The organism is Stieleria tagensis, from assembly GCF_024129865.1.
In the GTDB taxonomy this organism is placed as follows: domain Bacteria; phylum Planctomycetota; class Planctomycetia; order Pirellulales; family Pirellulaceae; genus Stieleria; species Stieleria tagensis.
Window position 1 is genome coordinate 1 of sequence record NZ_JAMYFE010000134.1, and the last position, 23,889, is coordinate 23,889.

Sequence of the window (23,889 nt, forward strand, 5' to 3'; positions counted from 1 at the left end):
AGCTATTGAACGCCGTTGGCGTAGTGATGGGATTGAGTGCATGCGACACTCCCAATGGGTGGCACCAATTGGCGATTGAATTCTCTCTTCGTAGCTGGGCCCGCCAGGGTTCAGTCGATTACCCACAAACGGTGGGTGCACCAATTGGAAAACTCCGGGGTTCCTGCCGAACCTGCCTCCAGCAGGTTCTAAGCTATTGAACGCCGTTGGCGTAGTGATGGGAATGAGTGCATACGACACTCCCAATGGGTGGCACCAATGGGCAATTGAATTCTCTCTTCGTAGCTGGGCCCGCCAGGGTTCAGTCGATTACCCACAAACGGTGGTGGCACCAATTGGAAAACTCCTCTGAATTGATAGCATCAGTAGCCGCAGGGAGTGGATCTTTCACCAGAACCACTCCCGCATCGCGATTCCGCTTTTTGCAGGGTCAATTTCCGCTTGTGACCAGTGCTTTGGACTTCGTAGGATCGGCCTGGAAAACTGCCGGTGAACGTACGCGCCGGTAGTGGATTCATTCCCTTGCATCTTGATTCGACACAGATTTGGACGGCACGGAAGCCACCAACGATTTGCTCCAACCGGCTGCATGCAGGCCCTGCATGACGGCTCGCTGGGGTTTCACGCACTTCGCACGGTCCTCGCTGTGCCTTGGCCGCGCGATCGTTTTCGCTGCCCTGCTGGCATGGTTTACGACCGAGCCCGCCGCCGCCGAACCACCCTCGTCACCAGCCGAAACGGCTGCGCCGGCGGACATCGCCAGCGCCATCCGCGCCAGTGGTGACACGGTCTATCGCTGGCAGATTGGCGATGCCCAAGCCTCGTTGCTCGAGGGCAATTGTGTGCTCCGACACGCCGGCCGTGAGATCAAAGCCAAGACGATTTTGGTGGTTGCCGACGGCCCGCGCGGTCGTGTTCGCAACCGACTGGTGATCGAAGGCCATCTGAAATCCAATGGTGAAGTCGATCCGACGCCCCGGACCGTGGTCTGGACGACCCAAGACGATCCGGTCGTGCTGGCGCCGCAGTTTCGTGGCGAGCCGCCGCAGCGACCGTTTTTAATGGAATTCTTGCCGATTCATTCGATCGAGTCGGTGGGGACGTTCGACAAGTCCGTCGCACAAACTCAGTTTGCACAGCCGGTTCCCGATCCAAATGTGACGGACAACTTCGCGACGCCGGAGGTGATTGCGCCACCGGTGGATAGTGCGGTCCCGGCTCCCACGTTGGCCCCCCGTCTGATTCCTCAAATCCTTCCTCAACCGTCCGCTCCACAGCCTACACCGCAGACGGCTGGATTGCCGTTGGCGGAAGACCCGGGGCCGCCGATGGTTTTCGCAGATGGCGCAACGACCGGGGGAATGCAGTTTTTCGTTGGCGGCGGCACACAAAGTTTCGAACTGGTCGCCCGTGGAGCCTCTCAGCCGCCGGTGATCACTTACACGCCACGACCAGAAACCAATGAATCGGTGATCGTCGCCCGTGGTGGTGTGACCGTGCGAATTCGTGACGTCACCACCCAGATGCCCGATGGGCAATTGATGAATCTCGGCACGGTCACCCTGTCGGCGGACCGCGTCGTCGGCTGGGTACCGATCCTGTCGAACCCGTTTGGTGGCGGCGGAAATCAATCGACATCCGAAGGCGAGTTGTACCTGGAAGGCGACATCGTGTTTCGCCAGGGCGAACGCGTGATCTATGCGGATTCGATGTACTACAACATCACCCGAAAAACCGGCTTGGTGTTAGATGCCGAAGCGATCACGACCGTGCCGGAGTATCAAGGTGTGGTGCGGTTGAAGGCCGAAGTATTGCAGCAGGTTTCCGATGGAAATTTTCGTGCTTTCGACGCTGCGGTCACCAGCAGTCGCATGGGTGTTCCACGCTATTGGTTACAGAGCGAGCGATTGCAGTACGAAGAACGGCAGCGGGTCGTGGTTGATCCTCGCACCGGAAGATTGGTTTCCGATCCCGAACCCTTTGCGACCAGCGCCAACAGTTTCGTGTATGTCGGGGGCGTGCCGATATTTTATTGGCCACGTTTTTCGACCAGTCTGGAACGTCCCGTTTTTTATCTGACTGATGCCAAGGTTGGAAACGATAATTCGTTTGGGACACAGGTCATGTTGGACTGGGACATCTTCCAACTGCTGGGCGTTCAAAACGTTCCCGACGGTGTCGACTGGGAATTGTCGACCGATTACCTCAGCGACCGCGGGCCTGCGCTGGGCACCCAACTGGATTATGATCTGCCGGGATTGTTCGGACACCCGGGGCCGGTCAGAGGGCAACTGGACGTGTGGGGGATCTCCGATTCCGGAAATGACCGGCTGGGACAGGGGCGATTGTCGGTACCGCCGGAAGTGAAAAATCGCGGCCGCGCTCTGCTGTTACACCGCCAACTGCTGCGACCGGATCTGGAGTTCATCGCCGAACTCGGTTGGATCAGCGACCGAAATTTCTTGGAGCAATATCTCGAGAACGAGTGGGATCAAGATGCCGATCGCAGGACGGGCCTGCGGCTTCGCAAATACCATCGCAACCAATTGTTTGATTTGGCTGCCAATGTTCAAGTCAATGATTTCTTCGAAGAAACCGAGCGACTGCCGGAGCTGAACCATTACCTGTTGGGCGGCTCGATTTTTGGTGACAAACTGACATGGTCATCCCATAGCCACGCGTCTTATTCCAAATTGAACGTCGCCGCCACTGCCGAAGACCCGGCCGAAGCGGCCGCCAATTTTACCTTGCCCGGTGAAATTGCCAGCGAGGGTGTAATCGCATCGACTCGCCAGCAACTGGCAATCAGTGTTCCCGTCGGACCGATCAATTTTCGACCGGTCGGTTCGATCGAAGCATCGCATTACGGGCAAGCAGCCGACGGGAATGAATTGACACGGATCTTGGGACAAGCCGGTCTACAAATGAACCTGCCGATGGTGCGTGTCGATCCGACGATCGAAAGCAGCCTGTTGAACGTTCGCGGATTGGCGCACAAAGTCGATTGGACGGCCGAGTATTGGTATGCCGACAGTGATACGAATTTGGACGACCTGCCGATGTACGATGCGTTGGACGACCACGCCCAACAACAATTTCGACGACGTTTCATCGGCGACACGTTCGGCGGGACACTGCCCAGCCAATTTGATCCACGCAATTATGCATTTCGACAAGGCATTCAGAGTGGCGTGGCCAGTCCCAGTGACGTGATTGCCGATGACCTACAACAACTGCGTCTGGGACTGAATCAACGCTTCCAGACCAAACGTGGGTTACCGGGGCGAGAGCGGATCGTCGACCTAATGCAGTTTGACGTCGGCACGATCTTGTTTCCTAGAGCGGATCGCGACAACTTTGGCGAAACGGTTGGCCCGACGACTTACGATTTCCGCTATCACCTGGGCGATCGATTCTCCATCTTGAGTGACGGCTACATCGACTTTTTCGATGACGGTCTGAGCTCGATTAGTGCCGGTCTGCGCACCAGTCGGCCAGGGGTCGGCGACTTGTACGTCGGTCTGTTGTCGCTCGAAGGCCCGATCAGTAGCACCGTGTTCCGGGCCACCATCGACTATCGTCTGAATGAAAAATGGATCTTCTCCGGCGGTACCACCTATGACTTTGGAGCCATCGGGAATGTGGGGCAGTCGGTCGGTTTGACCCGCATCGGCGAATCGATGTTGGTACGAATGAACTTGATCGTTGACCCGGGCCGCGAAAACGTCGGGGTCGGCTTCCTGATTGAGCCACGCTTCTTCGCCAAGAACCTGGGCAACATCGGTGGCGGTCTGATTCCGCCACCCGGCATCGAAGGCCTGGAGTAGGCCCGCGACGGCCGGACGCTTCGCCCGTGATTCATCCCGCCTTATTGTGTCGCCGTTTGCTGCTGGACCCACTGGGCATAGCCGGCGTCCACATCGATACTTTTTAGGGTCACGATTTGTGGCTGATCGTAGGGGTGATGCTGGCGGATCAGTTCGCGAAGCGCCGTCGCTTGGCCAGCGACGGTTTTGATCATCAAGCGGTATTCTTGATCGCAGCAGTCTCGGCCCTCCCAGCGATAGTGGCTCTCGATCGGGCCATCGATTTGCACACAGGCCGCGGCGCGGTGTTCGAGGATCGTTTGGGCCAACGCACGGGCTTGGTCGCCGTCTTTGACGGTTGTCAGACAGACCAGGATGCAGGGTGTTTCATGCATGTGTAAATCGGCCGCAATTGAGAAACGGTTTCAATAAAACAGCCAACTTGTCGCGACTCGATTTGAACGGTTCTCAACAAGCAGCTGAATCGCAATTGATTTGCGAATTTACGGTTCTAGCCCCGGAATATCGGTTGCCCGAAGGGGCCATTGAGCGCTATTGTGACATCACCAAACCAACCAAATCCCCACTGGAGAGATAGAATGAGCAACCAAGAAATCATTGATCACTTGAACGAATGTTTGAAACACGAGTGGACTGGCGTTGCCCAGTATTCACAAGCCAGCTTCATTGTTGAAGGGCTGTGGCGAGAAGTCTATGCGGATACCTTCATCGACAACGCCAAAGAATCGTTCGGGCATGCCCGCTTGGTCGGCGACAAAATTGCCAGCCTAGGTGGCGTTCCCGCGGTGACGCGAAACGAGATCAAACAGACTCGCGATTTGCAAGAAATCTTGCGCAACAGTCTGGAATTCGAATCCAAAGCCGTCGAGATGTACACCAAGGCATTGGAGTTGGCCGAAGGCAACCGCCCGTTGGTCGTGTTCTTGGAGAACATCCTGGAAGAGGAACAAGAGGGCGTCGACGAGTTCACGAAATTGCTGCGTAATAGCGAAGCAACCTCCAGCAGCAGCGCCGACAGCCGATCGGCCTAGTGGCAAGCCGCTTTTGTAGCTGGCCTCTGTGAGGCAGGAAGACCGGGCGCGCAAAGCTGGCGATTACCCACAAATGGCAACCCGACGCGTCAGCGAGGGACTTAGCCGGTTGACGGGATCCCTCGCTGACGCGTCGGGTTACCAAAAAGCAGTGCCTGACGTGAAAGCGCTGGCTTCTAAACGCGTCAGCGAGGGACTTAACGGGTGATCAAACAAAACTTGTGGGTAATCGCCAGCGCGCAAAGCCCGGCTACCTTTCACTTCACCAAATAGCTGGCCGTGTAATACGCCTCGGGATGCAACAACGATTGCCCCGAGGCGTTTTTGATTTGGTCGCACACCAATTCGTGCACATGGCCGCGTTGCAGGCCGTCGATGACCAAGCGGACTTTGCGACGGTCCTCGGACACGGTCGCCGATTGGATGGTCGGGCGAGTGTGATCGACTTCGGGGCTGCCATACTGCGAGCGATACTCATAGGTGTAGGTCTGCAAGTCGTACCCGCTGAGCTGACTGGCGGTTTGCGGATCAACTGGCTGGGTGAATTCCAGTTCGAATCCGTCGGTCTGCAATCGCATCGCCAAGATTTCAAACGGCAGCTTGCCGCTCCAATCGACTCGCTCAATCGCAAACGGTTGGCTGCCAACGGATCCCCAACCACGGTTGGTGCCGCCCACAAACAACGAACCTTGGGGTGTCATTTCGACGCCGACATTTCCCGATGCGAACCCCGATCGAAACGGGAAACAGGCACCTTGCACGTGCCCCTGGATGTCTTCCAGAAACACACGCATGACCGTGCTCTTGGATTGGTCGGCGACGAACAATTGGTTTTCGAAGGGGCCGAATTTGCCGCCTGTCGTGTCACAGGCGATGCCGGATGCGCTCTTGCCCATCTTGTCGTAAGGAAACCAGACGACGGGCATTTCTAATTCTGGAATCTGATCGGCTTGGGTGTGCATCCGGGATCCGCTTTCAGGTTCCTTTGGCGGAGGGCCCATCACCGACTGGGCATCGTCATACCATTTGAAACCGCCCGGATGGCCGACGAACTTGCCTTGCCGCAGCAATTTCAATCCACAGGTTCCGTTCCAGGGGCCTTGGTTGTCGGTGTAGAACAGTCGCCCTTGTGAATCCGTTCCCATGCCACCGGGAGAACGAACGCCGCTGGTCATCGGCAATGTCTGGCCATCCGGCGTGATCTTCATCGCCCAACCGCGATAGGGCACGTCACTGTTGAACGAACCGGTCAAACAGAGCGTGACAACCAGGTTTCCATCGGCATCCAATTTTGAACCAAACGCGTATTCGTGGTAGTCGGTCGAAACGCCCCAGCCATCGGCCACCGTTTCGAACACATCCGCGGCACCATCGCCGTCTTCATCACGCATCCGTGTGACTTCCGCGCGTTGGGTTGCGTAAAGCCACCCATCATGCCAAGCCAAACTAAGGGGTTCATGCAGTCCCCGTGCATAGACCGAGAACTGGTCAGCGCCAACGGTCTGGGCAAATGGATCTCGAATGCGAAACAGATCACCGCGGCGACTGCAAACGATCAGCGAATCATCCGGCATCAATTGAAAACCGCTGGCTTCGATCACTTCGCCCAGCGGCGTTTCAAAGCTGGTGATCGGGTAATAGTCCGCCTCTTTTGGACCGGTTTGTTTCCGATCCGCCGATTGAGCGAGAGCGACCGTGCTGACCAACAGGTTGAAACACAGTGCGATCACGATGGCCAAGGAATGATAGATCGTCATGAAAGAATCGTAGGAGGGTTTGTGTTTTCGTTGTTTGGGTTGAATCAGCTGCCTGATCGGTTCGTTCACCATTGAATTCGTTCGGTCACCGTCACCGATTCTCCCGGCGGCAATGCCAAGCGAAGTTCGGATTGGTTTTCGATCGCAATGATCTTGGGGTTGGCATTTTCGATGGAGATCCGGACTGCGCCGATTTGAAATCCGCCGTCGACCACTTCGATCTTTTCAGCCCGTGCCAACCGCCAAATGACACCTGCATCGTTGCGATCACTGGGGCGCCAGACTGTCAGTGTCCGCATCAACGCGTTCTCGCCGGCCGGTGCAATGGAATCGTTAATGGTGATGTCACCGATTCGATAGCGGAATGTCGGGTTGCCCTCGGTGTCCAAGCGATAGCCCAGGAAACGATAACCGCGCTCACGCCCCGAATCACTCGGCCACGTCATCTCCAGGGTGTCGCCGATGGCCAATGGCGTCCACGGTTCCAATCCGTTGACCTGGTCACCGGCCGGTGTGGTTCGACCCTGTCCACGACCGGTCCAATGGCGGGCGGCATCAATGAACTCGTGCTTCCAGACTTTGTTCAGTCCCATCCGCTCGGCATCCCAAATCAAATTCAGGCCTCCCGGATAGCCCACCGCGATCCCACGGCCCGAAACGTCTTCAAAGAAGTTGCGGTAGATCCGTGGTCGCTCGGCAGCCGTCAACAGGATCGCCCCGGGTCGCAAGCCGGCTGGTTCTTTGACCGATTTGCCAGCCTGTAAGTAGTCCCACATCGCGGCGATCTGTTTGTCCGGATCGCCGTCGTACAGTTTGGTGAATGCGCTGCGGCCGTCGGGGAAACTATTCGGCATTCGTGTGCCGGGACGATAGCGTGTCGGGTCTTTCAAGTAGCGAGCGAACCAATCGCGGCGCAAGCGATCGGGCATGGCCAGCAAATCAATCACACCCAGTCCGCCGCCGGTGACGTTGTCATAGGAATGGCATTTGATGCAGGACAGCCCGTTGCCGCCGACTAGTTTGCGGCCGTCGGGAACACTCGATGGCCAGTGCGGCGGCACGGTCACCTTGGTTTGCTGTTGATCCAATCGCGTCAAACTGTCCTGCAGGGGTTGTAGCGCATCGGCACCAAAACCTGGCATCCGTGTCAACATGTAAGCACGTTGGTGAGCCCCATCGGCCAAGATCTTGCCTAGGTACTTGGCGTTCAATTTGTCAGCGACACCATCCAGGGGTGGCGGCAAACGGCCTTCCCAGCCCATTTCTTTTGTCGTGGTTTGGAAAATGGAATCGCGTGTGGGTTCCGGCCCGCCGATTTCGCCGCGACGGTGACAGGCATAACAATTCAATCCGGCCATCATCAAATGCACCCGGTCGTGATCGTCCGTCACCGTCGTCTGGGATCGGTGTTGTTTTCGCAATTCGATCGCTCGGGCGATCGCCAAGGACTGTTTACGTGAGAGCAAAAAGTCCACCGCGGGCGATTGAACCTCCGCTGCCATGCAACCACGATCGCTGCGCAGGTCGGCCAGGGCGGGAGCGCTCGACGGTGTGGGCTGGATTGATTGGAATGCGTGGCAAGATGCACAGCCAGCCGTTTGAAACAGCCGTTTTCCCTGTGATGCCAGATTCGGATCAGGCTGGAATCGATTTTCCAGCAGCGGTCCTTGGTCCGTGTTGCCATCTGAAATCATGTCGTGCAGCGGTAACGTTCCCAGCAGTGGATCATTGACGCGCACTTGCAAATCGATTTCGCCGGCTTTGTTGAACCACTCGACACGCACCTGATGGAGACCGGGCTCCAATGCGAACGTTTCGCTTTTTGTTGTGTTGGGATGGATACCGTCGTGGTCGATGACGTTTGTTCCGACGAACAGTCGTGCCCCGTCATCACTTTGCAAAAAGAACTCGTACTCACCTGCGCTGCGGATCAACAGTTGCGATTCGAACACCATCCCGGTGTGTTTGGGATCTGCTTTCCGCTTGATTTCCAACGTAGAAACTTCGTCCACTGAAATCGGTGTCAGTTGGTCAAAGTCCGGAAGCTTGTCCCAGTCGCCTTTGTAGATTTGACGTTTGAACTTGGCTTTGCTTTTGCGTTCGGTCACTCGCCGAGTCAAGTAGCTGGCGATTGCATAGGCATCATCGCTGGACCCGACCAACGACGGCATCCGTGAACCGCTGCGGATTTGATGTGGGTTCGAAATCAACTGCGCCAGGGAATCGACGGTGTACTTGGATTCCAATTTTCCCAACGGAACCGAAGTCGAGGCGGGCGTTTGGGAGCCGTCAAATGCAATATGACAGGCCACACAACCGACCGAGTGGTATAGCTGCTTGCCACGTTTGATGACCGATGATTGGGTCGGGCGATCAAGCAACTGCGACGGCGACCCGGACAACAGAACGTAGCTCGCAAGGGCTTTGGCGGCGGTCAGTCGCTGTGCATCGTCGGCGCCGGCCCAGGGGTCCGGCATTGCCGTGCCGCGTTTGGTCTGGTGTGGGTTGGCGATCATTTCCAGCACCGCATCGGGACGTAACCGCTGGGCAACGTCGGACAACACCGGGCCGCGCTTGACCGGCAGAATGCTTTCCGCACCTTGATGACAGGCGGTGCATCCGAGTGAACTGATCAGCAATTCGCCGCCCAGTCCCTTGTCGTCCACGGCGTTGGCAAAGAAGCGTTCGAATCCTGGGATGATCGGTCGAGCGGCTTCGCGCTGGGCGTCTCGCGGCAACAGCCAGATATTGCGAAATCGAACCGGGTTGCCGTGGTCTTGCAAATAGATCGGGCCGTCACTGGGGCCCTCGGCCAATTTTGCAGCCCGCGTGGCGGTGGGGATCACCACATCGTTTTGCACGGTGACATTGTTCAATCGCACAGTGATGCGAGCGTCTGCAATTTTTTTGTCGGCCTGGTATCGCGCGGCTGTAAAATCGATGTCGTAGGTTTGCCATTGCATCGGCGGCAGACAGGCATTCGTGTCAGGCGCTTTGATTTCGTAGATCGCACCGGTTTCGTTATCGGCTCCTTCCAGCCCGAACGAATCCAAAATCTGCGTTTCATATCGGCCTTGATGATAGACACCGCTATTGCCACGCTGTTGACCGCTGGCGTTGGGCATCCAGGGCGTCCGGAATTCCAAATGCAGCGTGTAATCGCGAAAGTGTTGCTTGGTTTGTGTCCCGGGGATCAAATCGCCGTCGGCCGATAGCTTGCCATTGATCCAATGGGCCAGTGAAGCCTGGCTACCATCAAACAGGACTGTCGCACCGCTGGGTGGCGGGGCGCCCAACGTAGATGATTTACGTTGGCCGGGTTCCAGGTCCAATGCTTCGACCAGTTCCGCCACGGTGTCTTCGTCACCGTCTAAGCGACGTGGCGGGTTGGTTGAATTTCCAGCTCCGCTGCCGTGACCGTCATAAACCACGATTGCAAATTCACCATCGCCACGTGCGATCACTTGCATCGTGTGACCTTGCCCGACGTATTCGCCCTGGACTTGGAAATCGGGATCGTTGATCGGTTGTTCCGCGAAACTTCCCGTTGGCAAGCAGACCAATAGCCAGGCATAGACGCAGACGCGGAGCAGAGTAACAGCACGCATGAAAACAATCTAAATCGGTAGGAAACGGAGTTTGGCGCGGCGACAGCATACACCAAACCCGTCGCTTCAATGCCGATAGGGAATGATTTCCCGCCCGTCGATTGATGCGTGTGCCCGGTGAATCAGTAGATCCAGACTGTAATTCATCGTCGCCACGCGACCATCGGCAAAGGCGACGTTCCAGCCGGCCGGATGGGTTGATCCAAAATCATGACATTCCAGACAATTATCCACCGAATCCATCTGTGGCGAGCGGGCCGCATAGCGGACGTAGGAATGCGACGAGATTTGAGACCCGTGGTAGCCGGCGATCGGGGATCGGTCGCCGAAACCATCTCCGGTTTCCAGCTTGTTCAGATCCATGGCCTTTTCACCGACCATGTAAGTCTGGGTCAGACCATCAAAGATCCGATTGAATTTCGTTCGCCGGCCCAGCACCCAGATGCCATCGCCGGTCAATTTAATCGCCGGTTTATCGTCGGGATTTTCCAGTGATGTGGCGTCGATTTCGGCAGGCCCGCCATTCATCGCATAATCAGTTCGCGCACCCAGGCCGCCGTAGCGATTGCTGAACGGCTCGGTCAATGGATAGGCCGCTGCGTCACGTCGCGAGGGACAGTTCAATGTTTGCACCGGCGCACTGACCAGCTTGCGAATCCGATCCGACGGGGTCACGCCGGCGGATCGTGCCAAGGGGTGGATGGCCGACGCCAAACTGGCCTGTTCCAGATACAACATCGCTTGTGAGATCCAGGTGCCACCCCCCAGACGCGACGGCTGCCGATCAGCGTATTGGGTGATCAGATACCCCGGTCGTTCGCCACCGTAACCCGGTAATTCCTTGAATGCCGATTCGTAATTGTGGCAGGCCAGCGCGATTTGTTTCAGCCGGTTGCGACACTGAACGGTGCGTGCCGATTCGCGAACCGCCTGCACGGCTGGCAACAGCAGTCCCACCAGGATTCCGATGATGGCGATCACGACCAGCAATTCCACCAGCGTGAACGCTGCGTGTGGCTGGACTTTGCCATTGGAATTGGATTGCTGCGTCGTCGGCATCAGAGTGGCGCGGAGAGGCATTTCGCGAAAACCCTGTGATTGCGGCTGAACCTAGAAACCAACGTCCGCTGTGTAGTTGAAACGTCCGTTCAGTTATAAGCGATTGCAATCCGGTTTGGCAAATCAACGCCAATGTCTGGCTAATTGCGAATCCAGAACGACAGCGTGTCTGCCAACTGTTCTGCATCGAGCGTTTCGTGGGCTAGCAATTCGTCAGAAACCGCGGCGATCGCGGCCCAGCACAGATCGTCGTTCATGTGGTGGTGCAGCCACAGCACGACCGATTCCAACAGCGCGGCTCGACCACCGGGGTCCCGGATCAGTTTTTCGCCGCGTTGCCAGGCCCAATGCCAGTCGTGTTGCCAGGGCGGGTAGCTGGCGGGGTGCAGTTTTTCGCCGCGATAGATCATCTCGGCGACCGGCCCGGCCAGGATCGTCAGCACCTCACGCTGGATTTGCCAGTCGCTATCGGCGTGCACACGTCCCCAATTGACGTGGCAGTCCCCGAACCGTTCTGGCAGCCACTCGTCGGCTTCGGCATAAAGTCCGACCGACTCGATCTGGCCACCCATCACATAACCGATCACCGCGTGGCCGGCTTCGTGATAGGCGGTCAGCGTCTCGTCGTCCATCATCCAATTGACGCCCGCAGGATCACTTGACCGGGTGCAACACGATGTTCTTGAACCGAACCACCATCGGCTCACCTTTGTGAAGTTGAAACGCCAGCACACCGGAGGAGGCTGATTTGTCGGTTTGGTTGTCGATCACTTCTGCGGTCATCGCTTCATTGATGAAGTGTTGCAGGTGATTGCCGTTGGCGACGATGCGATAATCATTCCATTGGCCGGGGTGGATGCCGTTGCCCAACGCGGCACCATCGGCGAATTTTTTACGCGTTTTCTCGCCGGCTTGATCGATCGTTACCGACTCGCCACGCTGCGCCAAAATCCCCCGGCCTTTTTCTTCGTACAGAATGCCGGCGAAGCGATTGGTGAAATCGATGTCGGCTTGATAGCCGCCGACAACGAACTTGTCGCGATCGATAATCTTGCTGCGATACTGGACGCCGGAGTTCGTGTTTTCAATTTTGAACTGAAACGTCAATTCAAAGTTGCCTGGCTCGCTGCCGGTGTAAATCAAGAACGTGTTTTGCTCCAGCGGTTTCTCGGCGACCGTGCGTCCAACGATTTGTCCGTCCTCGACCGACCATAGGTCTTCGCGACCGATCCAGCCGGTCAAGTCTTTGCCATTGAACAGCGTGATCGATTCCGCCAATTCGGGTGCGGTCTGAACGGATTTCTCTTGAGCCTGGCCGTTGGAGACCGGGCCAATGACTAGGAGGGCAACAACAGCGGCCGACTGGCAGAAACGATTCATGATGGATCCGGGATTGGACATGGGGTGTGAGAATGAGAGATCTAGAAAACGGGGTGTGATCGCCGAGCATTGCTTGGATCACTAACGCGTCCGTGGCGCCGATTGTAATTCAATTTGCGGGCTTCCGAAGTGTTTCTAAAAGCGTCGCTGGGTGACCGCCGAGCGGTCCAGGTGCGCACGGCCGGCCAGCACGGCGATCAATCCGCCCGCGACGAAACCACCGATGTGAGCCCACCAAGCGACACCGGCTGCCTCGGCACCTGACGACATCACCCCGCTGACGGTCTGGATCACAAACCAGATTCCCAGAAACACCGGGGCGGGAATGATAAAGATCTGAAAGATGATGATCAGCGGCAACACCGCTTGGACTTTGGCATGGGGATAGAACCATGCGTAGGCGCCCATCACACCGGCGATCGCGCCACTGGCGCCGACCGTTGGGATGGGGCTGTCGGGTGAGGCCACGTAGTGTGCCAGTGATGCCAGCGAGCCGGTGACCAAATACAGCAGCGCGAAACCAACGTGCCCCAACCGGTCTTCGACGTTGTCGCCAAAGATATAGAGGAACCACATGTTCCCCAGGATGTGCATCCAACCGCCGTGCAAAAAAATGCACGTCAAGATCGTCAAATAAGGCGAGACCTTTGACGGCAGCATCGGCCGTTTTTCAACGGTGACCATGGGCCCGCGAGTGGTTTGCACAACCACTTGCTGCGGAATCATCGGCGTCTGGTCAGGGGCCGAGATCCGTAGCGGCACCATCCCGTATTCCTGAATCATCTTGTTGCCGCCACTGCCGTCGGCAAGCTGCATTAAAAACGTCAGCATGCAGGCCGCGACAATGAAATAGCACACAAACGGTGTCGTGCGGCTGGGAATGTTGTCTCGCAGTGGGAACAAGCTGAATCCGGTCCAAAGGAGTTCACGGGGGTAGATCGATGTGATCTATCCTATCGTTTTCCTCTGGGCAGACCAGTTCCCGCGCCCGCTATTGCGCTGGGCGATCGATCGGCTTACTGGTGGACCGCCAGAAACTGCACGTTGGTCAAACAGACTTTTTCGATCCCGATGGTGTGAATCACCGAACAGTTGCAGATACGACACAGGATGCCGGGGCTGAGCCCTTTGCGTAGTGACACGACCGCGTTTTCAAATTCTGCAAACGTTGAACTCAAGTAGGCCAGCCCGCCTTGGCTGATGTCCCGTGTGATGGCGAAAAACGGCTCTCCCAGTTCCTCCATTTGTTCGTCCAGCGGTTGGACGACAATTTCCAGTGAACTCGGAATGCGGGTGTCTTGGCGACGTTCCACTCCGTCGTGCAAGACGCCGTGAAGCAAGGCTCCGGCGACCGCATCGGATGCGCTGGTCTCGGGGGCCGCAGAGGTTTCAGAAGTGGTCGGTGGAGTCATGATTGATCCCCAAATTCAACAGAGAAGACAGAGCAGGCAGAGAAGCGAGGCACGGTGTGCACTCAAACCTATCTCAAGAAACCACAGCGTGACGTCTGGAATTTTGCTTGCCCCGACAGCGGGGATTGCCTTCGAAACGGCCGATCCGCCGCAGACAACCGCTAGAGGGCATCTTGTTTGGCTTGTTCGCTGGCGAGCATTTGCGTCAAGATTTCTTGGAATGAAACCCGGATGTCCCAATCGGGGTAATCGCTGCGCAGCTTGCTGAGGTCGCTGATGTAGCAAATATGGTCGCCTTTGCGATTCTGATCGCTCAACTGATAGTCGACGCGATAGCCGCTGATCTCGCGAATCATCTCGATGCACTCCAACACACTGGCGGCGTTTTGGCGGCCGCCCCCGATGTTGTACACCTGGCCAGGACGGGGGTTTCGGGCGAACGCTTCAAACGCTTTGACGACGTCGCTGCACTCGATCTGGTCGCGAACTTGTTTGCCCTTGTATCCAAAAATCGTATACGGCTTTCCCGTCACGGCAACATGCACCAAGTAGCTTAGAAAACCATGCAGCTCGACCCCGCTGTGCCCGGCCCCGGTCAAACAGCCGCCACGAAAGATCCCGGTCTTTAACCCAAAGTATCTGCCGTACTCTTGTGCCAAGACATCCGCTGCGGTCTTACTGGCGCCAAACAGTGAGTGCATGGTTTGGTCGATGCGACAGGATTCATTGATCCCCTGGTAGTCTTCGCCGCGTGCATAGTCCCAGCGAGTTTGTCGTTCCTGCAGCGGCAATTCGTTTGGAGCATCCCCGTAGACCTTGTTGGTGCTCATGTGACAGAACACCGCTTCGGGCGCATGTCGGCGGGTTGCTTCCAACAGGTTCAGGGTGCCACCGGCATTGACGTCAAAATCCAGTAGCGGGATCTCCGCGGCTTTGTCATGTGAGGGTTGGGCCGCACAGTGAATGATCAAGTTCGGCGGTTCATTTTGGAACAGATCCAATATCCGCTCGCGGTCGCGAATGTCGATCGCCACCGAGCGAAAATCCCGAGTCTCTGATTCCAGCCGTTCCTGGTTCCAGCGTGTGCTGCCCTGGGGCCCAAAGAACTCCGCCCGCATGTCGTTGTCGATCCCGATCACTTCAGCGCCCAAGGCATCCCAATGACGCACGGCAGCCGATCCGATTAAACCACTGGAACCTGTGATGATGACACGCATGAATCAATAATGTCCGTGACGAATAAGTGAGGTTGACACCCAGCATAGAGTTTGCGACGTGAGGTTCCAACGAGACGTGTGATCTGGTTGGCGAACCTGTGAAAGTTTGATTGTCGTAGGTCGAAGCAGTATCCTTATCCAAGGATGTCGACCACACGTTTTTACTTTCTTTGCCAAAACTTATCTCGATTCAGCTCAACGGGACCGCGCCAGTGGTTACGAACGATCCTATGCCACTCATTCTGCACTCGATCCCTCGCTGGCAATGCCACTGTGAGCGTGCCGCGAAACCTGCACGTGTGGCCCAGAGCGTTTGATGTCCGGAACTCCTCCGCACTCTGCTGCGCCGACTGCTGCGTTGACCGAGCCGCCGTGGGTCGCCGCGATCGACCAGGCCGCCGAAGAACTCAATGGTGGCTGGATCGCAATGCGTCGTCACTTGCACCAGCACCCAGAATTGTCCAACCAGGAAACGCTGACGACCAGTTTCCTGCGGACTCAGTTGTCCGAACTTGATCTTCCGATTCGATTGGCGGGTGAAGGCCGCGGGTTGACTGCGGATTTGATCACCGACCTCAAATTGGCGGATCGGCCCCGCATCGCCATCCGTGGTGATATCGATGCATTGCCGATTACCGATGAAAAATCGGTGCCCTACTGCAGCACGGTCGACGGGGTAATGCATGCCTGTGGCCACGATGTTCATGCCACCGTTGTGGTCGGCACCATGCAACTGCTCGCACGGCTTCGCCGACTCGGTCAGTTGCCCTGGCCGATTGCCGTCCGTGCCATTTTGCAACCGTCCGAGGAAACCGCCCAAGGGGCGCGGTATATGATTCATCACCACGCGTTGGCCGATGTCGATGCGATCTTGGCCTTGCACGTCGATCCCACGCGTCAAGTCGGTTGTGTGGGATTGCGACAGGGTGCCCTGACGGCTGGATGTGATCTGTTGGAGGTTTGTTTTCACGGCAAAGGCGGGCATGCCGCGCGACCTCATCTGACCAAAGACCCGATCGATGCCTGCACACGTTGGGTCCAGTCGGCCTATCGGCGGATCTATCGCGCTATCGATCCCCATCAAACGGTTGTGTTTTCAGTTGGCAAGATCCAAGCCGGCCACAGCGCCAATGTGATCCCCGACACGGCCAAGCTATTTGGCACGCTACGCACTTTGAATACCGATGCCCGGCGGTTGGCACTTGAAATACTAGATGATTTGGGCGACGCGATTTCACGCGAGACCGGATGCGAGGTGAAACTAACGTTGGGTATGTCCGCCCCGGCGGTGATCAACGACACGTCGCTGACAGAATTATTGCATCGCTCGGCCGTACAGGTCTTGGACCCGGCCGCTGTGGATTGGATCGAAGTCCCCAGTATGGGTAGCGAAGATTTTTCGTTCTATTTGGAACATGTCCCCGGGGCAATGTTCCGCTTGGGGGTGGCCGGTGATCAGGTCGGCGCCGCGCCGCTGCACACCGCGTTGTTTGATGTCGACGAACACGCCATTGCACTTGCCGTGAAATTGTTCGCGGCCAGTGTCATCAACCATTTTCAACCGGACCCGGCATGAGCAAGTTTGGTTTTCACTCCAATTCATCACCCTCGGTCGGGGTCGAATTGGAACTGGCTGTTGTCGATGGGGAAACTTTTTCGCTGGCCAATCGCAGCAATGAGTTGTTGGCTGCTGTACCGCCGCCATTCGCATCAGCCTGTAAACATGAATTGATGCAGTCAAGCATCGAAATCATCAGTTGTGTTTGCCAGGATGTTTCCCAAGCACGATCGGACCTGTCATCTAAACTGGTCGTCGTCCAACAGTGCGCCGAGCGACTGGGATTGGGGCTGTGGTGGGGCGCGACACATCCATTTAGCCATTGGCAAGACCAGGTCGTCACCGACGACCAACGCTATCTGGATCTGGTGAACTTGTTGCAGGAGATGGCGCGGCGATTGATCACCAACGGGTTGCACGTGCATGTCGGCGTCGATTCGGGTGACAAAGCCGTGATGATCTGTGATCGCATCATGCAACACCTGCCGACTCTGTTGGCGCTTTCGGCCAGCAGCCCGTTCTGGGAAGGCCGTGATACCGGACTGCATTCCCATCGCTCCAAAGTCATGGAAGGCTTGCCGACCGCCGGATTGCCGACGCTGATGCGGAACTGGAGCGAATATGTGTGGTTGGTCAATCACATGGAGGAAACGGGTTTCATCAACACGATTCGCGAGATCTGGTGGGACGTCCGCCCGCACCACAATTTTGGCACCGTGGAAGTCCGGATGTGTGACATCCCCGGAAATCTAGACCACGTCTGTGGGTTGGCCGCGTTGATCCAGTGTCTGGTCAAATTCCTGAGCGACGAAATCGACGAGGGGACCTATCAATTCGATTGCCACCCGATGATGGTGCGGCAAAATAAGTGGCGTGCAGCACGGTTTGGATTGCAGGCAACCCTGGTCGATACGTTCGACTATTCCGAGAAGACGGTGCCGGAAATCGCCAACCGCCTGGTTGATCAGTTGCGTGGGGTCGCGCAAGAACTGGGGTGCGAAAGCGAATTGTTGTTTGTTCGTGAAATTGCCACCGGGGTCAGTTGGGCCGATCGCCAACGCGACATCCTGGACAAAACCGACCAGCCGCGGCAAATCGTCCAGCAGTTGATGCGACAGTCGCAGATCGAATTGAGTTAGACTGGTGGGCATCCGGTCCGCCGCGACGGGTGCTCGTCCGGCGGATGACTTTCCATGCCTGCCTACTATCCCACCGACACGCTATGTACCGATTTCTGTTCACGTTGGCTCTGGGTCTGGTTTGCCCCGCGGTTTTGCCGGCGGCGCTTTCGGTCCCCCACTTCTTTAGTGATCACATGGTCTTGCAACGCGATCGCGAGGTGGCCCTCTGGGGATCGGCGACGCCAGGTGCCGAGGTGCGTTTGCAATTCAAAGGTCAGTCACGCACTGTCAAGGCCGGTTCGGATGGCCGCTGGCGGTTGCACATTGCCAGTGGCCCGGCGTCAGCCGAAGGCGGCGAACTGGTGATCACCAGTGGCAGCGACCGGTTGACGATCAAAGACGTGTTGGTCGGCGAAGTCTGGTTCGCATCGGGCCAATCCAACATGGTGTTCACGATGAATCGCGTTCCGGCCTATGCCGACGTGATCGCCCAGGCAAACTTTCCAGAAATCCGCATGTTTAACGCACCGACCGTGACCGCGGTCGAGCCCCAGGACGACATCGGTGGCCAGTGGACACTCTGCAGTCCCGACACGGCACCGGGCTATTCAGCTGTCGCATTTTTCTTTGCCAGAAAGCTGCACCAGGAACTCGGCGTGCCGATCGGCGTGATCAAGTCGGCATGGGGCGGTAAGCCGGTTGAAACATTCACCAGTCGCGAGGCGCTGGAAAGGTTGCCGGCAACGGCTGCCTTGGTCAAAGCGTCCGTGGCTGCCGACAAAGCCTATGACCCCGACAAAGCCGACCAGGCTTTCCAAAAACGTTTGCAGCAATGGAAAACCGCCGTCGACCAACGCAGCGCCAAACCAGCGGGGCAGCGCGGTCGCGCACCTCGCAAGCCCGCCGCGCCGAAACGTCCACTGGATACCGAGGGCAAGCCGGGTGTGTTGTTCAATTCCATGATCCATCCGTTCGTCGGTTATGCGATCCGCGGCGCGATCTGGTACCAGGGCGAAGCCAACGCGAAGCCGGGTGCGGTTCCCTATGACAAAACACTGCCCTTGATGATCCGTGATTGGCGTCAACGTTGGGGTAACGATTTTTCGTTCTACTACGTTCAATTGGCAAACTTTCGTGCCCCGTCGACCAAACCCGGTGCCGCCGACCCTTGGGCGCTGTTGCAAGATCGGATGCGATTGGTGTTGTCGACCACGCCAAAGACTGGGATGGCGATCATCAATGACGTCGGCGAAGCCAATGACATTCACCCCAAAAACAAGCAAGATCCCGGTGAGCGTCTGGCCCGCTGGGCGCTGGCCAAAGATTACGGGCGTCTCGGTATCTACAGTGGACCGCTGTACCAATCCAGTGGCATCACCGACGGCGCGATTCGAGTCCGTTTCGATCAAGCCGGCGAGGGATTGAAATCACGTGACGGCGAACCGCTGAAACGTTTTGAAATCGCCGGCAACGACCGCGTCTGGCACTGGGCCGAAGCCAAAGTGGATGGTGTCGATCATGTGTTGGTAAGCAGTCCCGACGTGCCAAACCCACTCGCCGTGCGTTATGCCTGGGCATCCAATCCTGAAGGCGCCAACCTGGTCAACAGCGAAGGCTTGCCGGCGTCTATTTTCCGTACCGACGCTTGGGATGATGTTCATGTTTCCCGCGATTGATCGACGCCAGGCGCTGCGTGGTGGTTTGGGCTTTGGCGCGCTGGCTTTGCAGTCGATGTTGGCCGGCGATTCCGGCGTCGCAGAATCTGCGGCGGCCGAATTGGGATTGCCCAGTGATTTACCCAATGGCTTGCCACATTTTGCGCCCAAAGCCAAAAACGTGATCTGGTTGTTCATGCGTGGCGGGGTCAGCCACATGGAGAGCTTTGATCCGAAACCGGCCCTCACCCAATATGCCGGAAAAACAATCCCCGACACACCGTTTGCCGACGTTCAAGATCCGGAAAAACTCAAGCGTGTTCGCGTCGTTGTGGTCAATGATGCCAACGGTCAACAGCGAAATAAACTGTACCCGTTGCAGGTCGGATTTCGCAAACACGGTCAAAGTGGAATTGAAATCAGCGACTGGTTTCCGCATATCGGATCCTGTGTCGATGACCTGGCAGTGATCCGGTCGATGTGGACCACCGACGACAACCATGGTGCGCAGGTCCAGTTTCACTCCGGTCGGCACATGCTGGATCCGCGTGTTCCCACGATCGGAGCCTGGATCAACTATGGGCTCGGATCACTGAACGACAACCTGCCGCAATTCATTTGTATGGGACCGCGTTTTTTCGACAAACGCGATGGGCACTATCTTGGACCGGCCTACGACAGTGTGCGGCTGAAAGTGGATCCGAAAAATCCACTCGACTATGCGCGACCCGAAGGCGATGTGACCCCCGCTGAGCAACGGATCGGATTTGATCTGGTCCGACGTCTGAACCGGCTTGCCGGACAGCAGTATCCCCACGACGCCGAATTGGACGCCCGCATCAAGTCCTACGAACTGGCGTTCCGGATGCAAACGGCTGTGCCTGATGTGATCCGATTTGACACCGAAACGGAAGCCACGAAAAAGTTGTACGGCTTCGATCAAAAGGAAACGCGTCCCTTTGGCGAACAACTGTTGGCGGCTCGACGCTTCGCCGAACAGGGTGTACGGTTCATTCAAATCATGCACGGTGACGGTGCGGCCGGTGCTTGGGACCAACACTCGTCGCTAAAATCAAAGCACTCCGAATTGGCGATGCAAGTCGACCGACCGATCGCCGGATTGATTCAAGATTTGAAACAACGCGGCATGCTGGATGAAACTCTGGTCGTGTTCGCCACCGAGTTCGGCCGCACGCCGGGGTCACAGGGTGCCGATGGACGTGACCACCATCCGTTCGGATTCAGTGTCTGGATGGCTGGCGGCGGAATCAAAGGCGGTGTCGCGCACGGCGCAACGGACGAAATCGGATTTCACGCGGTTGAAAACCCGCACTACGTCACCGATGTGCACGCCACGCTGTTGCACCAATTGGGGCTGCACCCCCACCGAATGAATGTCTCTGGACACAAACGACTCGAAATGGACTATGGCAACGTAATCCACGATATCTTGATGTAGCCGCGACGGTTCTCCAGTCTTCCCTCTCACCACCATCACCATGCGATTTCTTCGAACACCACTCCTTGCACTCGTCACGGCCAGTTGCCTGATCGCCACTTTAGCGACCGCACAGGACAACAAAACCACAACGGACGATGCCGACCCCGCACTGCGCGGAAACATTGCGACGCCAGTCGACCGCATCACCACGGCCAAGGACTTTCAAGTCGAACTGATCTATTCGGTGCCCGGCGACCAGCAAGGGTCTTGGGTCAATTTGTGCGTCGACAATAAACAGCGTCTGATCGTCAGCGACCAGTTCGGCGGCCTGTACCGAATCACGCCGCCGCCGGCCGGGCAGAGTTTGCAGGCCGATGATGTGCAACCGGTGCCCGCTGACATTCGCGCGGTCAATGGGATGGTGTGGGCGATGGATGCGTTGTACGTGGCCGTCAATGATTATGAAAACAAAATCCCTAGCGGGTTCTATCGGCTGACCGACAGCGACGGCGACGACCAGTTGGACAAAGTCGAATTGCTGCGTGAATTGCAGACCCGCGGTGATCACGGCGTGCACGCTGTGGTACCGACTGCCGACGGCAAATCGTTCTACTTGGTGTGTGGCAACAACACCAAACCCACCGAGACCGCGGCATCGTCAGCGGTGCCCGAAATCTGGGGTGAAGATCACTTGTTACCGCGACTGCCCGATGGCCGAGGCTTCATGCGCGACGCGCTCGGACCAGGGGGGACGATTTATCGCGTCTCTCCCGACGGCAAAACGTTTGAAATGGTTGCCACGGGGTTTCGAAACATCTTCGATGCTTCACTGAATCTTGATGGCGAACTGTTTACATACGATGCTGATATGGAATACGACTTTAACACGTCGTGGTACCGACCCACACGGATCAATCATGTGCTCAGCGGTGCCGATTTTGGCTGGCGCAATGGTGCCGGCAAACGGCCCGGATTTTATCCCGATACCTGGCCGGCCACGTTAAACATCGGTCCCGGTTCGCCAACCGGAACGACGTTCGGATACGGCGCAAAATTCCCCGCCAAGTACCAGCGGGCGTTTTTCGCGATGGATTGGAGTTGGGGTAAAATGTATGCCGTGCATTTGCAACCCGAGGGCGCCTCGTACACCGCCACCAAAGAAGAATTCTTGACCGGTGCACCGTTGCCGGTCACCGATGCAATCATTCATCCCGCCGATGGCGCGATGTACTTCACCATCGGTGGCCGACGTGTGCAGTCGGGGCTATACCGGGTGACTTACACCGGAGATGAATCCGTCGAACCGGTCAGCGACACCGGGGATTCAATCAAAGACAACGCGGCGTTTGCAAAACGTCATGCCCTGGAAGCCTTTCATGGTTTGCCGAACCCGGATGCGATTCCATTCGCTTGGGAGTCACTGGATGACCCGGACCGCGTGATTCGCTTAGCCGCCCGAACGGCAATCGAGCATCAGCCAATTGACCAATGGACCGACAAGGCACTTGGGGAAACGAATCCGGGCCGTCAGGTCGAAGCGCTGTTGGGCTTGGCCCGCGCCGCCGGGGTTTGCCCACAACACCGCGGCGAGGGCGATCCGGCGGTCGATCAAGACCTGCGAGCGAAACTGCTGGCTGCCCTGTTGGCGATCGATTGGGATCAACTCGATCATTCACAGCAACTGACATTCGTCCGCACCATTGAAATTGCATTGAACCGTTTTGGTGTTTCCGATGACGACACGGCTAGAGAGCTGGTTGAAAAACTGGATCCGCATTTCCCAGCGGCTAGCGCGGATTTGAATTGGCTGCTGTGTGAAACGCTGGTCTTCCTGCAGGCACCCAGTGCGGCGGAAAAGACTCTGGCGTTGCTCGATCAAGCCACTTCGCAAGAAGAACAAATCGAGTACGCTCGATCACTGCGAATGTTGCGTGCCGGATGGACGATTCCGATGCGTGAACGCTATTTGCAATGGTTGTTGAAAGCAGCCAACTATCGCGGGGGCGCGAGTTTTGAAAAATTCATCTCGTTTATTCGCCGCGATGCTTTGGCGACGCTGACCGATCAGGAAAAAAGCGAGCTAGCCGAATTGTTGGCCAAAGAACCGCAGCGCAAATCCGTGCTGGAGAATTTAGGTCAGGTCTTTGCCGGACGAACGTTGAATGATTGGACGCTTGACACGTTGTCAGCCGCAGCCACAAGCAAGCTTCTTGGTCGCGATTTCCAACAAGGGCGCAAGATGTTTGCCGCGACCGGTTGTTACGCCTGTCACCGGTTCGACAACCAGGGCGGCATGACCGGCCCTGATCTCAGCAGCGCCGGCCGACGGTACTCGCCGCATGATTTTTTGGATCAAATCATCAACCCCAGCAAAGTTATCAACGAACAGTTCTCGGCGGTTCGGGTGCTGACCGATGAAGGTCGGATTCATACCGGTGTGGTGGTCAACCTGAAAGGCGACACCGTCACGTTGAACACCGATTTGACAGACCCCAATCAACGCGTGTCGATCGATCGCAACACGATCGAAGTGTTTGAAACGTCAAAGACATCAGCGATGCCAGAAAAACTGCTCGCACCGCTCACCGAAGACGAGGTGCTGGACCTGGTGGCCTATGTCCTCAGTGGTGCTGACCGCAACCACCGTTTCTTTGAAAAACCGGTGCCACCAAAATCAGAGTGATGAAGCGGGGGAACTCGCTGCGTCGTCGCTCGGCGACAGTGGCATGTTCCTTTTAACATCCGGCTCCAAATAGTAGCAAGTGCTTGGCCTGGCGGTCCCCGCGCAGCTAAAAAACCCCCTTCCCCTGGTATGTCCCCCAG

At 57.0% G+C, this 23,889-nt stretch carries 16 protein-coding genes; 7 read left to right on the forward strand and 9 right to left on the reverse strand.

Features of this window, described 5'->3' with window-relative positions:
* Positions 1-602 precede the first annotated feature (602 nt).
* The gene (locus tag NHH03_RS25790) at positions 603-3,827 is read left to right on the forward strand and encodes an organic solvent tolerance protein OstA (protein ID WP_253161214.1); all 3,225 of its coding nucleotides are present in this window, start codon (positions 603-605) and stop codon (positions 3,825-3,827) included.
* A 41-nt stretch (positions 3,828-3,868) separates the two neighbouring features.
* On the opposite strand, the gene cutA is transcribed toward NHH03_RS25790, so the two are convergent.
* Complete coding sequence (gene cutA, locus NHH03_RS25795) at positions 3,869-4,201, reverse strand: divalent-cation tolerance protein CutA (RefSeq protein WP_253161215.1); 333 nt, start codon at positions 4,199-4,201, stop codon at positions 3,869-3,871.
* A 204-nt stretch (positions 4,202-4,405) separates the two neighbouring features.
* On the opposite strand from cutA, the gene NHH03_RS25800 reads away from it, so the two are divergent.
* Positions 4,406-4,858 (forward strand): ferritin-like domain-containing protein, encoded by a 453-nt coding sequence (locus NHH03_RS25800; protein ID WP_253161217.1) that lies wholly within the window; start codon positions 4,406-4,408, stop codon positions 4,856-4,858.
* 257 nt (positions 4,859-5,115) lie between these two features.
* Here the strand turns inward: NHH03_RS25800 and NHH03_RS25805 are convergent, their stop codons facing one another.
* From NHH03_RS25805 to NHH03_RS25840, 8 genes are all read right to left on the reverse strand, one after another.
* Entirely contained in the window at positions 5,116-6,615 is a 1,500-nt protein-coding gene (locus NHH03_RS25805) for a PQQ-dependent sugar dehydrogenase (protein ID WP_253161219.1), read from the reverse strand.
* A 65-nt stretch (positions 6,616-6,680) separates the two neighbouring features.
* Entirely contained in the window at positions 6,681-10,223 is a 3,543-nt protein-coding gene (locus NHH03_RS25810) for a family 16 glycoside hydrolase (RefSeq protein ID WP_253161221.1), read from the reverse strand.
* Between the two features lie 66 nt (positions 10,224-10,289).
* A complete protein-coding gene (locus tag NHH03_RS25815) occupies positions 10,290-11,303 on the reverse strand; it encodes a DUF1559 domain-containing protein (RefSeq protein WP_253161223.1) in 1,014 nt (337 codons plus the stop codon).
* A gap of 119 nt (positions 11,304-11,422) precedes the next feature.
* On the reverse strand, positions 11,423-11,917 hold the full coding sequence (locus NHH03_RS25820; RefSeq protein WP_253161225.1) for a cell division protein FtsH: 495 nt from the start codon (positions 11,915-11,917) through the stop codon (positions 11,423-11,425).
* A gap of 19 nt (positions 11,918-11,936) precedes the next feature.
* Positions 11,937-12,662 (reverse strand): 3-keto-disaccharide hydrolase, encoded by a 726-nt coding sequence (locus NHH03_RS25825; RefSeq protein WP_253161227.1) that lies wholly within the window; start codon positions 12,660-12,662, stop codon positions 11,937-11,939.
* 135 nt (positions 12,663-12,797) lie between these two features.
* Entirely contained in the window at positions 12,798-13,565 is a 768-nt protein-coding gene (locus NHH03_RS25830) for a rhomboid family intramembrane serine protease (protein WP_253161229.1), read from the reverse strand.
* Positions 13,566-13,678: 113 nt separating this feature from the next.
* Complete coding sequence (locus NHH03_RS25835; RefSeq protein ID WP_253161231.1) at positions 13,679-14,074, reverse strand: PilZ domain-containing protein; 396 nt, start codon at positions 14,072-14,074, stop codon at positions 13,679-13,681.
* 161 nt (positions 14,075-14,235) lie between these two features.
* Positions 14,236-15,291 (reverse strand): NAD-dependent epimerase/dehydratase family protein, encoded by a 1,056-nt coding sequence (locus tag NHH03_RS25840; RefSeq protein ID WP_253161233.1) that lies wholly within the window; start codon positions 15,289-15,291, stop codon positions 14,236-14,238.
* Positions 15,292-15,607: 316 nt separating this feature from the next.
* On the opposite strand from NHH03_RS25840, the gene NHH03_RS25845 reads away from it, so the two are divergent.
* The 5 genes from NHH03_RS25845 to NHH03_RS25865 all read left to right on the forward strand — a co-directional run bounded on the left by NHH03_RS25845 (position 15,608) and on the right by NHH03_RS25865 (position 23,749).
* Entirely contained in the window at positions 15,608-16,867 is a 1,260-nt protein-coding gene (locus NHH03_RS25845; protein WP_253161235.1) for a M20 metallopeptidase family protein, read from the forward strand.
* The gene (locus NHH03_RS25850; protein WP_253161237.1) at positions 16,864-17,988 is read left to right on the forward strand and encodes a carboxylate-amine ligase; all 1,125 of its coding nucleotides are present in this window, start codon (positions 16,864-16,866) and stop codon (positions 17,986-17,988) included. Before NHH03_RS25845 ends, NHH03_RS25850 begins: the two co-directional genes overlap by 4 nt.
* A gap of 83 nt (positions 17,989-18,071) precedes the next feature.
* Positions 18,072-19,646, forward strand: a complete 1,575-nt coding sequence (locus NHH03_RS25855; protein ID WP_253161239.1) for a sialate O-acetylesterase — start codon at positions 18,072-18,074, stop codon at positions 19,644-19,646.
* Positions 19,630-21,084: a DUF1501 domain-containing protein gene (locus tag NHH03_RS25860; protein WP_253161241.1), complete on the forward strand. Its 1,455-nt coding sequence runs from the start codon at positions 19,630-19,632 to the stop codon at positions 21,082-21,084. The genes NHH03_RS25855 and NHH03_RS25860 overlap by 17 nt, the downstream gene beginning before the upstream one ends.
* 40 nt (positions 21,085-21,124) lie before the next feature.
* Complete coding sequence (locus NHH03_RS25865; protein ID WP_253161243.1) at positions 21,125-23,749, forward strand: c-type cytochrome; 2,625 nt, start codon at positions 21,125-21,127, stop codon at positions 23,747-23,749.
* Positions 23,750-23,889: the final 140 nt, after the last annotated feature.

What these genes read in the sequence shown, in the direction of transcription:
- NHH03_RS25790 (WP_253161214.1), top strand. Translation starts at nt 603, where the DNA reads ATGACGGCTCGCTGGGGTTTCACGCACTTCGCACGGTCCTCGCTGTGC.
- cutA (WP_253161215.1), bottom strand. Translation starts at nt 4,201, where the DNA reads ATGCATGAAACACCCTGCATCCTGGTCTGTCTGACAACCGTCAAAGAC.
- NHH03_RS25800 (WP_253161217.1), top strand. Translation starts at nt 4,406, where the DNA reads ATGAGCAACCAAGAAATCATTGATCACTTGAACGAATGTTTGAAACAC.
- NHH03_RS25805 (WP_253161219.1), bottom strand. Translation starts at nt 6,615, where the DNA reads ATGACGATCTATCATTCCTTGGCCATCGTGATCGCACTGTGTTTCAAC.
- NHH03_RS25810 (WP_253161221.1), bottom strand. Translation starts at nt 10,223, where the DNA reads ATGCGTGCTGTTACTCTGCTCCGCGTCTGCGTCTATGCCTGGCTATTG.
- NHH03_RS25815 (WP_253161223.1), bottom strand. Translation starts at nt 11,303, where the DNA reads ATGCCTCTCCGCGCCACTCTGATGCCGACGACGCAGCAATCCAATTCC.
- NHH03_RS25820 (WP_253161225.1), bottom strand. Translation starts at nt 11,917, where the DNA reads ATGATGGACGACGAGACGCTGACCGCCTATCACGAAGCCGGCCACGCG.
- NHH03_RS25825 (WP_253161227.1), bottom strand. Translation starts at nt 12,662, where the DNA reads ATGAATCGTTTCTGCCAGTCGGCCGCTGTTGTTGCCCTCCTAGTCATT.
- NHH03_RS25835 (WP_253161231.1), bottom strand. Translation starts at nt 14,074, where the DNA reads ATGACTCCACCGACCACTTCTGAAACCTCTGCGGCCCCCGAGACCAGC.
- NHH03_RS25840 (WP_253161233.1), bottom strand. Translation starts at nt 15,291, where the DNA reads ATGCGTGTCATCATCACAGGTTCCAGTGGTTTAATCGGATCGGCTGCC.
- NHH03_RS25845 (WP_253161235.1), top strand. Translation starts at nt 15,608, where the DNA reads ATGTCCGGAACTCCTCCGCACTCTGCTGCGCCGACTGCTGCGTTGACC.
- NHH03_RS25850 (WP_253161237.1), top strand. Translation starts at nt 16,864, where the DNA reads ATGAGCAAGTTTGGTTTTCACTCCAATTCATCACCCTCGGTCGGGGTC.
- NHH03_RS25855 (WP_253161239.1), top strand. Translation starts at nt 18,072, where the DNA reads ATGTACCGATTTCTGTTCACGTTGGCTCTGGGTCTGGTTTGCCCCGCG.
- NHH03_RS25860 (WP_253161241.1), top strand. Translation starts at nt 19,630, where the DNA reads ATGTTTCCCGCGATTGATCGACGCCAGGCGCTGCGTGGTGGTTTGGGC.
- NHH03_RS25865 (WP_253161243.1), top strand. Translation starts at nt 21,125, where the DNA reads ATGCGATTTCTTCGAACACCACTCCTTGCACTCGTCACGGCCAGTTGC.